The organism is Acidovorax sp. KPB24-07 (genome assembly GCF_057543315.1).
Window position 1 is genome coordinate 1 of sequence record NZ_BAAJYS010000100.1, and the last position, 12,501, is coordinate 12,501.

At 67.3% G+C, this 12,501-nt stretch carries 12 protein-coding genes and 1 pseudogene; 10 read left to right on the forward strand and 3 right to left on the reverse strand.

Annotated elements, in window-relative coordinates; genetic code table 11:
* Positions 1 to 713: pseudogene (locus tag AC27IQ_RS12410) on the reverse strand (sensor domain-containing diguanylate cyclase); the annotation flags it as partial.
* Between the two features lie 300 nt (positions 714 to 1,013).
* On the opposite strand from AC27IQ_RS12410, the gene rpsU reads away from it, so the two are divergent.
* Entirely contained in the window at positions 1,014 to 1,226 is a 213-nt protein-coding gene (rpsU, locus tag AC27IQ_RS12415) for a 30S ribosomal protein S21 (protein WP_007833691.1), read from the forward strand.
* A 120-nt stretch (positions 1,227 to 1,346) separates the two neighbouring features.
* Positions 1,347 to 1,811 (forward strand): GatB/YqeY domain-containing protein, encoded by a 465-nt coding sequence (locus AC27IQ_RS12420; protein ID WP_487089645.1) that lies wholly within the window; start codon positions 1,347 to 1,349, stop codon positions 1,809 to 1,811.
* A gap of 78 nt (positions 1,812 to 1,889) precedes the next feature.
* On the opposite strand, the gene AC27IQ_RS12425 is transcribed toward AC27IQ_RS12420, so the two are convergent.
* Positions 1,890 to 2,840: a LysR substrate-binding domain-containing protein gene (locus AC27IQ_RS12425; protein WP_487089646.1), complete on the reverse strand. Its 951-nt coding sequence runs from the start codon at positions 2,838 to 2,840 to the stop codon at positions 1,890 to 1,892.
* A gap of 108 nt (positions 2,841 to 2,948) precedes the next feature.
* On the opposite strand from AC27IQ_RS12425, the gene AC27IQ_RS12430 reads away from it, so the two are divergent.
* From AC27IQ_RS12430 to AC27IQ_RS12460, 7 genes are all read left to right on the forward strand, one after another.
* A complete protein-coding gene (locus tag AC27IQ_RS12430) occupies positions 2,949 to 4,040 on the forward strand; it encodes a tartrate dehydrogenase (protein WP_487089647.1) in 1,092 nt (363 codons plus the stop codon).
* 695 nt (positions 4,041 to 4,735) lie between these two features.
* Positions 4,736 to 5,854 (forward strand): non-hydrolyzing UDP-N-acetylglucosamine 2-epimerase, encoded by a 1,119-nt coding sequence (gene wecB / locus AC27IQ_RS12435; protein ID WP_487089648.1) that lies wholly within the window; start codon positions 4,736 to 4,738, stop codon positions 5,852 to 5,854.
* A gap of 4 nt (positions 5,855 to 5,858) precedes the next feature.
* Positions 5,859 to 7,163, forward strand: a complete 1,305-nt coding sequence (locus tag AC27IQ_RS12440; RefSeq protein ID WP_284431536.1) for a glycosyltransferase family 2 protein — start codon at positions 5,859 to 5,861, stop codon at positions 7,161 to 7,163.
* A gap of 78 nt (positions 7,164 to 7,241) precedes the next feature.
* Positions 7,242 to 8,210 (forward strand): bactofilin family protein, encoded by a 969-nt coding sequence (locus AC27IQ_RS12445; protein ID WP_487089649.1) that lies wholly within the window; start codon positions 7,242 to 7,244, stop codon positions 8,208 to 8,210.
* Entirely contained in the window at positions 8,207 to 9,232 is a 1,026-nt protein-coding gene (locus AC27IQ_RS12450) for a hypothetical protein (protein ID WP_487089650.1), read from the forward strand. Before AC27IQ_RS12445 ends, AC27IQ_RS12450 begins: the two co-directional genes overlap by 4 nt.
* Before the next feature lie 31 nt (positions 9,233 to 9,263).
* Positions 9,264 to 10,097, forward strand: coding sequence for a YaiO family outer membrane beta-barrel protein (locus tag AC27IQ_RS12455; protein ID WP_487089651.1), 834 nt, complete (start codon positions 9,264 to 9,266; stop codon positions 10,095 to 10,097).
* 11 nt (positions 10,098 to 10,108) lie between these two features.
* Positions 10,109 to 10,945, forward strand: a complete 837-nt coding sequence (locus AC27IQ_RS12460) for a hypothetical protein (protein ID WP_487089652.1) — start codon at positions 10,109 to 10,111, stop codon at positions 10,943 to 10,945.
* A gap of 76 nt (positions 10,946 to 11,021) precedes the next feature.
* On the opposite strand, the gene AC27IQ_RS12465 is transcribed toward AC27IQ_RS12460, so the two are convergent.
* Positions 11,022 to 11,759, reverse strand: coding sequence for a Crp/Fnr family transcriptional regulator (locus tag AC27IQ_RS12465; protein WP_372588201.1), 738 nt, complete (start codon positions 11,757 to 11,759; stop codon positions 11,022 to 11,024).
* A 445-nt stretch (positions 11,760 to 12,204) separates the two neighbouring features.
* Here AC27IQ_RS12465 and AC27IQ_RS12470 point away from each other — a divergent pair.
* Positions 12,205 to 12,501 (forward strand): hypothetical protein (locus tag AC27IQ_RS12470; protein WP_487089653.1); only part of this gene is annotated, 297 nt, incomplete at its 3' end.

Consider the following 12,501-nt stretch of genomic DNA (forward strand, 5'->3'; position numbering starts at 1 on the left):
GGGCGCAAGGCCGCGCGCTGCGCGTCCAGCGCCGCCCGCAGCGCGGGCGAGCCGGCGATGAAGGCCTGGTCGTAGTCGGCATCGATGCCCAGCATCACCGCATCGAGCCGGCCCGCCAGCGTGAGCAGTTCGGCCGCGCGGTGGTCGCCCTGGCGGGCACCGGGTGCATTCAGGAAGGCCGCCGTGTCGTGCGTGACCTGCAGCAGCTCCGGAAAGCGCAGCAGGATCAACGACATCACGTAGTAGCTGTCCAGGTCGGGATCGAGGATCAGGTTGGACTGGTTGCCCACGGTGGTGAGCAGCTCGCGCCCCTGGCGCAGCAGCGGTCCGCGCACCGGCTCGCCCACCACCCCCTCGCCCGCGGGGTCGCCGGCGGCCGACTGGCGCAACAGCGCCTCGAAGCGCGCAGCCGGCTCGCCGGTCTTGAGCGCGCCGTCGTGCGCGCTGCGCACCGCGGCCAGCCGGTCGATCAGCAGGATGCCCGCAATGCCGTCGCCCTCCATGAACGCCCCCATCAGCCCATCGCGCACCACCGAGGCGTAGGCGGTGCCCACGATCTCCTTGCGCGCGAAATCGATGGCCAGGAATTTCTCGTGGATCAGGATGCCCGAGACGTAGATCACGGCCGTCAGGTCCAGCAGGTAGATGAGCATGAGCTTGCGGCCCACACTGAGCCGGCCCAGCCAGCCCGATACGCGGTGCATGATTGCCATGGTGTCGTGCTTGGGGCCCCGCGCGGGGAAAGAAAGGCGCGGGGCGGTTGCGGGAACGAACGGGGGGATGAATCGAATCAGCGCCACCGGAGCCCCATGCAAATTCCAAGCCACACGCCCGATGGCCACGCGATCGGAACGCAGCCATGGACAGAGCAGATTACAGGGCTATAATCTTCGGCTTTGCTGGCAATACCCCGTCGGCCAATACTAGTTACAGACGGGGAACCCGCTGCACACGGCATTCAGGCCCGATCTCCTGGATACCCTCTGTGGGCACATTTTGGAAACCATTAGCTAATGACCACCATCCGCGTAAAAGAAAACGAACCCTTTGACGTCGCCCTGCGCCGCTTCAAGCGCACCATCGAAAAGCTCGGCCTGCTGACCGACCTGCGCGCCCGTGAGTTCTACGAGAAGCCCACCGCCGAGCGCAAGCGCAAGAAGGCCGCCGCCGTCAAGCGCCACTACAAGCGCGTTCGCAGCATGCAGCTGCCCAAGAAGCTGTACTAAGCTCTGACAGAGCCGGCCTCACCGCCGCAAAACCCGCGCTAGGGACGCCAAGCGCGGGTTTTTTCGTTTGGGACGCAAAGCCCGCCCCATCCGTCCACCCCTTGTTGACCGGAGAAAGACATGAGCCTCAAAGAACAGATCACTGAAGACATGAAGACCGCCATGCGCGCCAAGGACAGTGAGCGCCTGGGCACCATCCGCCTGCTGCAGGCCGCGATGAAGCAAAAGGAAGTGGATGAGCGCGTGCCAGGCGCAGAGCCTGTAGTGCTCGACGACGCCGCCGTGGTCGCCATCGTGGACAAGCTCATCAAGCAGCGCAAGGACTCCATCACCGCCTTCGAAGGCGCGGGCCGCCAGGACCTGGCCGACAAGGAAAAATCCGAAATGGCCGTGCTGCAGGCCTACCTGCCCGAGCGCATGTCGGCCGACGAAACCCTGGCCGCCGTGAAAGCCATCGTGGCTGAACTGGGTGCCGCGGGCCCCGGCGACATGGGCAAGGTCATGGGCGTGGTGAAGACGCGGCTGGCCGGCAAGGCCGACATGGGCCAGGTCTCCGCCGCCGTGAAGGCCGCTCTGGCCGGCTGATCGGGCCCTCGGGACGCGTGCCATGCGCGTCCTTGCAAAGCGGGGTGCCAGCGCGCTGCACCCCGCCATATTCCTTCCTCATTCCCCCGTACCGCCCACCGCGCCAATGCGTGCGCCGTCGCCGCCGGCCGCCCATTGCGCGCGGAAGTGCTCCTGCAAAAACTCCACGCACACGCGCACCTTGGCCGACAGATGGAGCCGCGTGGGATAGACGGCCCACACATTCGCTTCCTGCCGCCACTCGGGCAGGACCGGCACCAGGTGCCCCGCGCGCAACTGCGGTCCCACGTCCCACAGCGAGCGCAGCGTGATGCCGCGGCCGTCCACGGCCCACTGCACCACCATTTCCCCGTGGTTGGCCGACAGCGGGCCGCGCACCTTCACCGACTCTTCCACGCCGCCGCTGCGCAGGCGCCACACGCCGAACGGGTGGTCGCGCTCCTTGATGACGAGGCAGTCGTGGCTGGACAGCTCCGCCAGCGTGCGCGGCGTGCCATGGCGCGCCAGGTAGGCGGGCGCCGCGCACAGCACCCGGTGGTTGTCGGCCAGCCGCCGCGCGATGAGGTGCGGCGCGATCTCGTCGCCCACGCGCACGTCCAGGTCGAACCCCTCGCCCGCCACGTCCACCAGCCGGTCGAACACCTCCAGCCGCACCTGCAGGGCCGGATGGCGCTCCACCAGCCGCGACAACGCCGGCGCCACCACGCGCCGCCCGAAGCCGAAACTGCAGCTCACCCGCAGCAGGCCGCGGGGCTCGCGCCGCGTGACCGCCACCTCCTGCAGCAACTGGTCCACATCGTCCAGGATGCGCTGCGCCCAGTGGAAGACGCGCTCGCCCTCCTCCGTCACCACCACGCGGCGCGTGGTGCGGTGCAGCAGCTTGACCGCTAAATCCTCCTCCAGCAGTCGGATGCGCTTGCTCACATAGGCGGGCGATGTGCCCAGCTCGGTCGCAGCCTCGCCGAAGCTCGATTTGCGCACCACCACGGTGAACACGCGCAGGTCGTCGTTGGAAGGAATTTTGTGCACGAAGTGTGAAGAATGAGACCACAGGCGGCGGATTGTATTTTGCGAGGCACTGCCGAACAATGCCCCCATCCGGCACCTGCCGCTCTGCTTTTTTCCACAAGGACCCCCATGCAAAAAACCAAGTACCAGATCGCCGTGATCCCCGGTGACGGCATCGGCAAGGAAGTCATGCCCGAAGGCCTGCGGGCCATCCAGACCGCGGCCGAGCGCTTCGGCTTCGAACTGGAATGCCGCACCATCGACTGGGCCAGCTGCGACTACTACGCTGCCCACGGAAAAATGATGCCCGACGACTGGAAGGCCCAGCTCGCCGGCGTGGACGCCATCTTCTTCGGCGCCGTCGGCTGGCCCGCCACCGTGCCCGACCACGTGTCCCTGTGGGGCTCGCTGCTCAAGTTCCGCCGCGAGTTCGACCAGTACATCAACCTGCGCCCCGTGCGTTTGTTCGAAGGCGTGCCGTGTCCGCTCGCCGGCAGGAAGCCCGGCGACATCGACTACTTCGTCGTGCGCGAGAACACCGAGGGCGAATACACGTCGCTGGGCGGCATCATGTACGAGGGCACCGACCGCGAGATCGTCATCCAGGAATCGGTCTACTCGCGCCACGGTGCCAACCGCCTCTTGAAGTTCGCCTTCGACCTGGCCCAGAGCCGCGCCAAAAAGCACGTGACCCTCGCCACCAAGAGCAACGGCATCGCCATCAGCATGCCCTGGTGGGACGCCCGCGCCGACGACGTTGCCAAGGCCTACCCCGAGGTCACGCTCGATAAGCAGCACATCGACATCCTCACCGCGCGCTTCGTGCTGCAGCCCGGGCGCTTCGACGTGGTGGCGGCCACCAACCTGTTCGGCGACATCCTCTCCGACCTGGGGCCCGCCACCACCGGCACCATTGGCCTGGCGCCTTCGGCCAACCTGAACCCCGAGCGCACCTTCCCCAGCCTGTTCGAGCCCGTGCACGGCTCGGCGCCGGACATCTACGGCCAAAACATCGCCAACCCCATCGCCATGATCTGGTCGGGCGCGCTGATGCTGGACTTTCTGACGCAAGGCCAGGGCGCGGGACGGCAGGCGCACGATGCCATCGTGGCGGCGATCGAGGAGGTCATCAAGACCGGGCCGAAGACGCCCGACTTAGGGGGCACGGCCAACACCACCCAGGTGGGCGAGGCCATCGCGGCACACATCGCACGGGCCTGATCCACGCGCGGCACGCCTTCGACGAGGGCGCTGCCAGCGCCTCTTTCAACGCAGGTCCTGTCCTCCCTGCCAGCCAGGCAGGCGCTTGCCGCGGCAGCGGCAGAGGCGGACGCCGGGGCGCGCATGGACGAGCGCACGCATGGCCGCTCGGGTCACGCCTTCGCGCCGCATGCCAGGCACGCCAGCGATCCGCTCCCTCGCCATGACCTGCCAGCGGCCCTGGCTTCGGCCCGTGCTCAGCCAAGGGCCAACGGCCCCATCTCCGATCCAGCACATGCGGCCGATGGCACGCGGCCGTGTGCAACCTTGCACAGCCGTACGTCCTGGCGCGTCCAGGCCGCCGGCGCGGGCACGGCTTCGCACGCAACGCAACCCCGCATTCATTCCCTGAGCCCTCCCTGAAACGGTGCCGGGCAGGCGCTCCACCGCCACGCGCCTGCGGCAGCCGCCCCTTCTCTTTCACCCAGGCGGCGATGGCGGCCCACGCCTACAACGCTATGTGGGTCAGCGAACAGACCGCGTTCCAACCCGCACGCACCATCGCCCGTGCCGTGCAAAAAGGAGAGCGGGCCGATGGAGCATGGGCTCTGGCCACTCCAGTGCAGCGCGCGCGCCGGCACTGCGACTTCCCTCCGGGATGCCTGGCTTTTTCCTCTTTCCTCTCTCCCACCCCCGACACCGCAAAGGATCGAGCCATGCAGGACATTCTCATCGTCTCGGGCACGCGCCCCGAGATCATCAAGCTGGCGCCCCTGTACCACGCGCTGCGGGCCCTCAGCTGGGCCCGCGTGCATTGGCTGCACACGGGCCAGCACGACGAAATGGCCATCCAGATGCTGGATTGCTTCACCATCCGGCCGGACATCGTGCTCCACCGCGAAGGCAGCACCCTGCAGGAATTCAGCGCCGGCTGCCGCCGCCAGATCGACGCGGTGCTGCAGGCGAAAGACTACGCGCTGGTCATCGTGCAGGGCGATACCGAATCCGCGTTCACCGGGGCCTTGGCGGGCTTTTACCGTGGCCTGCCGGTGGCCCACGTGGAGGCGGGGCTGCGCACCTACAACCTGGCGCGGCCCTTTCCCGAAGAAGGGCTGCGCCAGATGATCAGCCGGCTCGCGCAGTTTCACTTTCCGCCCACCTCGCGCTCACGCACCGCACTGCGGTCGGAGGGCATTCCCGACGAACGCATCCACGTGACGGGCAACACCGTGGTGGATGCGCAGCACTGGACCTGCACCCACCACGGGGTGCGCCGCCGCGCCGCAGGGCGGGGGCACCTGCTGGTCACCTTCCACCGGCGCGAGAGCTGGGGCGAAGGCGTGCGCGGCATCTGCCGCGCCATCGCCGACCTGGCGCGGCAGAACCCCGGGCTGCAGGTGCTGTTTCCGGTGCACAAGAACCCCGTGGTGCGCGAGCCGGTGCAGGCACTGCTGGGCGGCATCGCCAACATCCGGCTGAGCGATCCGCTCGATTACATGGACATGCAGCAGGCGCTCGCCGACGCCTGGCTGCTGCTCACGGACTCGGGCGGGCTGCAGGAAGAGGCCCCGACCTTCGGCGTGCCCGTGCTGGTGCTGCGTGACGAAACCGAGCGGCCCGAGGCCGTGCAGGCCGGTTGTGCGCTGCTCATCGGACCGTCCTACGACGCCATCGTCTCGCACGTCACGCGGCTGCTGGGCGACCCCCAGGCGCACCGGCGAATGGCGCAGATGCACAGCCCGTTCGGCGACGGCCAGGCCTGCCAGCGCATCGTCTCCGTGCTGGCGAGCCACCTGGCGCCCGCGGCACCCATGCCCTTGCCCCTGGCGGCCTGACACCATGCATCCGCTCGGACTTCTTCCCGCCTATTCGGCGCAGCCGGTCGCCGCCGTGATGGCCTACCTGCTCATGTTCGTGGTGCTGTTCATGGTGCTGTACGGCATCCGGCACTTTGCGTTCACCATGAGCCGGCTCGTCGGCACACAGCGCCATCCCTATCTGGACATCGCGGTGGCCCAGTGGCCCATGATCACCGTGTTCATTGCCGCGCACAACGAAGAGAAGGTCATCGCCGGCTGCATCGAGGCGCTGCTCAAGACCGACTACCCCGCCGACCGCATGATGATCATTCCGGTGAACGATCGCTCCAGCGATGCGACGGCGCAGATCATCAACGGCTACGACGAACGGTTCCCGTCCCGGCTGGCCCCCTTTCACCGAACCAGCGGCAAGCCGGGCAAGTCGGCGGCGCTCAAGGACGCACTGCGCTTTGCCGAAGGCGACATCGCCATCATCTTCGATGCCGACTACGTACCCGGGCGCGGGCTCCTCAAGCAGCTGGTGGCGCCCTTCTTCGATCCGGAAGTGGGTGCGGTGATGGGCCGCGTGGTGCCCGTCAACAGCGGTGCGAACCTGCTGACCCGCTTGCTGGACCTGGAGCGCTCGGCCGGCTACCAGGTCGACCAGCAGGCGCGCATGAACATGAACCTGATGCCGCAGTACGGCGGCACCGTGGGGGGCGTGCGCATGTCGGCGGTGGAGGCCGTGGGTGGCTGGCACGACGACACGCTGGCCGAAGACACCGACATCACCTTCCGGCTCATGTTCAACGGCTGGAAGACGGTCTACACCAACCGCTCGGAGTGCTACGAGGAAGTGCCCGAGGAATGGCCCGTGCGCATCAAGCAGGTCAAGCGCTGGGCCAAGGGACACAACCAGGTGCTGGCGCGGCACTGGTGGAAGTTCGTCACCAGCCCCTACCTCACGCTGGGCCAGCGCGTGGACGGAATGCTGCTGCTGTTCGTCTTCGTGATCCCGCTCATCATGCTGGCCGGCTGGTGCCTGGCGCTGGGGCTTTACTTCCTCAACGCGGGGTCGCTGCTGTCGCAACTGATCCCCGTGTTCGCGCTGATGGTCTACGGCACGCTGGGCAACTTCGCCGCGTTCTTCGAAATCGTCATCGCGGTGCTGATCGATGGCAACCGCAGGCGCCTGCGGCTGCTGCCATTGAACATGCTGGGCTTCATGGTGAGCCTGTTCGCCATCTCCGGCGCCGTGTGGAGCCTGCTTCTGGACGCTCTCTTCAAGCGCGAGATGGTGTGGGACAAGACGGCGCGTTACCGCAACGAGGTCAAAAATGCCTGAATACCCTTCCATGCTGCTGGCCTTCGCGACGGCCTGCGCCGCGCTGTTCTTGCTGCCTTTCGTGCCCGCCATCCGCGAATGGCGCGCCCGACCGACAGCGCCGCCCTGCTGGTTCCACCCGACCATGCGGCCGACATCGACCACTTTGCCCGGCGGCTGCGCGCCGATGCGCAGGCCCGGCTCGGCCACGGCGAGTCCACGGGGTACGAGTCCTTCGACCTGATCCCGCCCGACGCCGCGCCTGCGGCATGGGCCAGCGCCCGGGCCCGCCTGCTGGCGTGCGGCGATGTGACGACGCCCGCGGCCATCGTCGCGCTGCAGCCCGTGTTCGTGGAAGGCAGCATGCACGTGGGTGCCGGCAGCGCGTTCTCCAGCCTCTATGCCACGCGCGACCTGGAGTTGGGTAACGGCAGCAAGATCGCCGATTGGGCGCATGCCGACGGAGAGCTGCGCCTGGGCCCCGGCAGCACGGCCCTGCGGCGCGTGTCCGCGGGCGCGGCGGTGAAGCTGGCCGCCCCCTGCTGGTTCGAGCGGCTCCATGCGCCCGTGGTGCGGCTGGGAGGCCCGGGCACGGGTCAGCCCTCCACGGCCGCGCCCACCCCCACGCCACCGGCCCAGCAGACGGCCAGCTATGCCACGCTGGCGCACGCCATCCAGCGGACCCCGCAGCTGTACATGGTGCGGGGTGACTGCACGCTGGCGGAGCACTCCATCTACCGTGGCTCCCTGGTGGTGACGGGGTTCCTCACCATCAGCCCCTTCACCACCGTGGTCGGTGACATCAAGGCGCGCGGCGGCATCACGCTGGGCGAAGGGGCCGTCGTGCACGGCGCCATCACCTGCGAGCAGTCCGTGTACCTGCTGCCCGGCGCGCTCGCGCTCGGGCCGGTGGTGTGCGAAGGCGATGTGATGCTCGGCGCGCGCACCGTGGTCGGGTTGCCCGATGCGCTGACAACGGTGAGCGGGCGTTGCATCGTGGCGGAGGAAGGCGCGGTCGTGCACGGCACGCTCTGGGCCCACGAGATCGGCATGGTGAAGCAGGCATGAACGCCCGCCTCTCCCGCGCCCTGCAAGCCCTGGCCGCCATCGCGGCCATGGCGTTGTTGCCCCTGCCCTTCGCCCACGCCGCGGGCACCGCCAGCAGGGCGGGCGCGGCCACGCCGCTGGACCTGCAGGCGTACGGCGGCGACAGCGGCGCCATCACCATCCTGCATGGCGGCGCGGCCAGCGACCCCTACTTCACGCTGCAGGCCCTGCTGCTCGCACACGACAACGGCCTGGACATCCAGGGCCCGGCCGTCCGCTTCGCGGACTGGCTGGTGCCGCAGCAAAAACCCGACGGCACGTTCGACCGCTTCTGCCGCGATGACGGCGGCGGGTGGAAGGCCTGCAAGACCGCCGATGCCGACGACTCGCTGCTGGCGATGTGGCTCAGGCTGCTGCAGGCCATGCCGGCGCACGTGAAAGCCTCGCCCGCCCTGCGCAAGAGCCAGGCCACCAGCCGGGCGGCACTGGCCCACCTCTACCAGCCCTCGCGCGGGATCTACATGGTGTCGCCGGTGTACCTGCACGGCCTGTTCATGGACAACCTGGAGGTCTGGTCGCTGCGCGTGCGCGAGCCCCTGAGCGCGCCGGGCGCCGAGCCGTCCGAGCGGCTGGCGCAGGCCATCCACGACACGTTCTGGGACCCGGTGAACCGCCGTTTCCTGGTGTCCACGCAGATGGAGCAGCGCGCGCAGCCGGCGGCCTTCTACCCGGACCACGTGGCCCAGCTGTTTCCGCTGATGGTGGGCTTTCCCCTGCTGCCGGACTCGGCCGACGCCCATTACCGCGACTGGATGCGCCGGCACCGAAGCGAGTGGCTGGCCCAGGGCCAGACCGACTACCCGTGGGGAATCATCGCCGTGCTGGCGCTGCGCCGCAACGACCCGGACACCGCCCGCTGCTGGGTGCGCCACAGCGCCCCGCTGCGGCATTCGGCCCGCTGGGCGGTCACCGACGAAGTGTCCTTCCAGATCCTGGCCAGCAAGGGAGTGGACGCCGCCCCTCCCGCGGCCGCCTGCCGCTAGCCGACCCGACCGCCCCATTGGAGCCCCCCGCATGCAACGCCACCCGGCCCTTCCCTTTCTCTGGCTGCTTGCCCTGTGTGCGCCCGCACCCGGCCTGGCCCAGGCACCCGCCACAGGCCAGGACCTGATCATCCCCGCGCCGCCCGCACCCGTCGAAGAGCGCACCCGCAGCCTGCAGCTCAGCGCGGGGACGCAGCACCTGAGCGGCCCCTACGGCAACTGGCGCGACATGACGCTCACCGGCGGATGGGGCCTGCCCGGCCACGTGCTGCAGGGCGAGCTGTCTTCGCACCGGCGCTTCGGCGTGGGCGGCACCTACCTGGGTGTGGGCGATACATACCGATTCGACGAAGACTGGTACGGCTCGGCGACCCTCGGCGCTGGCGACGGTGCGTTCTACCTGCCCAAGTACCGCATGGACGCCACGCTGAACCGCAAATTCCTGACCGACCGCCGGCTGGTGGGCACCCTGGGCGCGGGCTACTACAGGGCGCCGGACGGGCACTCCGACCGCAGCGTGCTGCTGGGGGCCACCTACTACTTCGAGGCACCGTGGATCGTCGAGGGCGGCGTGCGCTTCAACGAAAGCGCCCCGGGCAGCGTGAACACGCGCCAGCACTTCGTGGCCCTGACCTGGGGCCGCACCAAGGCCGACCTAGTGACCGCGCGGGTCGGCTGGGGGGGCGAAGGCTATCTGGCCACGGGCCCGTCCACGCAGCTGGTCAACTTCGACAGCCGCGAGGCCAGCATCGCCTGGCGGCACTGGATCGACCAGAACACCGGCCTGTTGCTGGCCATGAACCGCTACAGCAACCCGCTGTACCGGCGGGTGGGCGCCACCGTCGGCCTGTTCCACGATTTCTGAGCGGAGACGCCATGACACCAACCACCCCCATCCCGGTAGATGCCGCGCATCCGCACGGCCGCGCCTTCGCCACCACCTTCGAGGCGTTGCGCGAAACCGGCAGGCAGGTGCACAGCCGCCCGCACCGCTCCATGACCCCCCTCAAGGTCACGCCCTTCCTGCTGATCCAGGCCATCGTGCTGCCCGCGGCGCTGTGCGCGCTGCTGTTGTGGGGGCGGCGCGAGCTGTTCGACTTCTGGCGGGACGTCATCGTGTTTTGGTCGCAGGCCCTGGACATTCCTTTGCAGCGATTGCTGATCGATGGCCGCGTGGGCTCGGACGGCATGGCGCTCACCGCGGGCGCGAGCGACCGCCCCCTGCCCGGCATGGCCGGCATGGCGGCCGCGGCGGCCATGGTGGTGGCGCTGCTCGGGGCCTCGCTGCGGATGCGCAAAGCCAGCCTGCCCCTCAAGTACCCGATGCGCATCATCGGCGTGGTGCAGGCGTTCGCGCTGGCCTACTTCTGGTTCATCCCGCAGCATTTTCCGTACACGATTTCCCGGCACAGCGAAGAGCTGATGTTCATCGGCTACGTGATGATGGTCGCCACGCCGGTGATGCTGGGCGCGGGCTACTACATCCTGAACGAAAGCCTGCTGTCGAAGGTGGGCAACACCCTGGCGATCCTGGCGTTCTTCGCGTTGCTCATCCCCCACCAGGTCATGGCGCAGGCCTTCCTCATGCACCACCTGTCGGTGCTCTACATGCCGGTGCTGTACATCTGCTTCGGCGCGGTGTTCGATGCGCTCGTGTTCGTGGCCCTGTACTCCTGGGCCATGAGCGACGTATCGCCCAACGCCATGCGCTGAGACAGATAAAGGATCAAGGCCAGCGCGCCGCCCGGCCGGGCGCGCGGCCCGCATGAGTGGCCCCGCAACGAACCGCTCAGAGGCTGTGCGAGGGCGGCAACAGCCGGTCGTACTCGCGCTTGACCACGGCGTAGCACTCGCACGAGCGCTGCTCCAGCGCGGGTCGGTCCAGTACCTCGATGCGCCCGCGCGAGTAGCGGATCAGCCCGGCCTTCTGCAGCTTCATGGCCGCTTCCGTCACGCCTTCACGCCGCACGCCCAGCATGCCCGCGATCAGCTCCTGCGTCATGACGAGCGTGCTGCCCTCCAGCCGGTCCAGGCTGAGCAGCAGCCAGCGGCACAGTTGCTGGTCCAGCATGTGGTGGCGATTGCAGACCGCGGTCTGCGACATCTGCGTGATGAGTGCCTGGATGTAGCGCAGCAGCAGCGGCAGGATGGCCGGATTGGCCACATCACCGCGGATGCGATCGGCCCGGATGCGAAAGGCCCGGCCGGCACTCTGCACCACGGCCCGGCTCAGGATCGACCCGCCCCCCATGAAGAGGGAAATGCCCACCACGCCTTCCCGCCCCACGACGGCGATCTCCGCGGAGGAGCCGTCCTCCATCACATACAGCAGCGACACGATGGCGGTGGCCGGAAAGTAGATGTGCCGCACCGCCGCACCGGACTCGTACAGCACCTGCCCCAGCGGAAGCTCGAGCACATCGATGAGGGGCAACCAGCGCTGCAGGTCGTCTGCGGCCATCGCATGGAGTATTCCGTTGCTGGAGACGTCGTCAGGTTGCAGTGGCTGCAGTGGCACACGGGACATATTTTTGACTTGTTCGCTGGGATGTGTTTCAAAAAGTATATGGACAACGCGGTACACGTTATGTGCGGTGGCGCACATAAGGGGCTTTGTTGCGGAAAGGCCCTCGTCTGGAATTTGGCACATACCACGGTTCGTTAAGAGACGTCGATGCTGGCCACTGACAACGCCAGGGATACGGCTTGGCGTACACGACTCCATCGCTACGGCGATCAAGGAAGTGGCAGGACCTGCGCCGACGATGTCGGATTTTGGATGGCCACCATGCGGTCGGCGATGCGATCAGGCGGCTCGAGTTGATTGCAAAATATTGGACTTGCCGGATGGGTCAGATCGCTCTGGCTCATCTTCATTCTGGGATCACGTTTCGCCAACTTTTTCGGGACATCGGTGAGCGATAAAAATCCAGATTCAACGCAAGTAACTGCACCACTATTAAAAAATTCATATGAAAATCAGCCGCCGCGCACTTATTGCTTCTGGAGCCATCACCCTGACAGGCTGCGCAAACCGCATCGACCGCCAACTCTACTACAAAGAAATTTTCAAATCACTCGCAATATCTCCCGACGGAGACACCCTGGCAATCATTGGGCGCGAATTTGATTATATCTTCAAGCCACCCGCAAACCTCATTGCAGCGATTAAATCAAATCTACATTCACAACTCTCCGCCAGCTTCAACACTTTCGAATTGGATTCAGAAACAGAAATTAAGGGCGAGTGGACACTTCAATTCAACAAA

Excerpts from the sequence above, each read along its gene's own strand:
- AC27IQ_RS12440 (WP_284431536.1), top strand. The coding sequence starts at position 5,859 with ATGCATCCGCTCGGACTTCTTCCCGCCTATTCGGCGCAGCCGGTCGCC.
- AC27IQ_RS12420 (WP_487089645.1), top strand. The coding sequence starts at position 1,347 with ATGAGCCTCAAAGAACAGATCACTGAAGACATGAAGACCGCCATGCGC.
- AC27IQ_RS12460 (WP_487089652.1), top strand. The coding sequence starts at position 10,109 with ATGACACCAACCACCCCCATCCCGGTAGATGCCGCGCATCCGCACGGC.
- rpsU (WP_007833691.1), top strand. The coding sequence starts at position 1,014 with ATGACCACCATCCGCGTAAAAGAAAACGAACCCTTTGACGTCGCCCTG.
- AC27IQ_RS12430 (WP_487089647.1), top strand. The coding sequence starts at position 2,949 with ATGCAAAAAACCAAGTACCAGATCGCCGTGATCCCCGGTGACGGCATC.
- AC27IQ_RS12465 (WP_372588201.1), bottom strand. The coding sequence starts at position 11,759 with ATGTCCCGTGTGCCACTGCAGCCACTGCAACCTGACGACGTCTCCAGC.
- AC27IQ_RS12455 (WP_487089651.1), top strand. The coding sequence starts at position 9,264 with ATGCAACGCCACCCGGCCCTTCCCTTTCTCTGGCTGCTTGCCCTGTGT.
- AC27IQ_RS12450 (WP_487089650.1), top strand. The coding sequence starts at position 8,207 with ATGAACGCCCGCCTCTCCCGCGCCCTGCAAGCCCTGGCCGCCATCGCG.
- AC27IQ_RS12445 (WP_487089649.1), top strand. The coding sequence starts at position 7,242 with ATGGCGCGCCCGACCGACAGCGCCGCCCTGCTGGTTCCACCCGACCAT.
- wecB (WP_487089648.1), top strand. The coding sequence starts at position 4,736 with ATGCAGGACATTCTCATCGTCTCGGGCACGCGCCCCGAGATCATCAAG.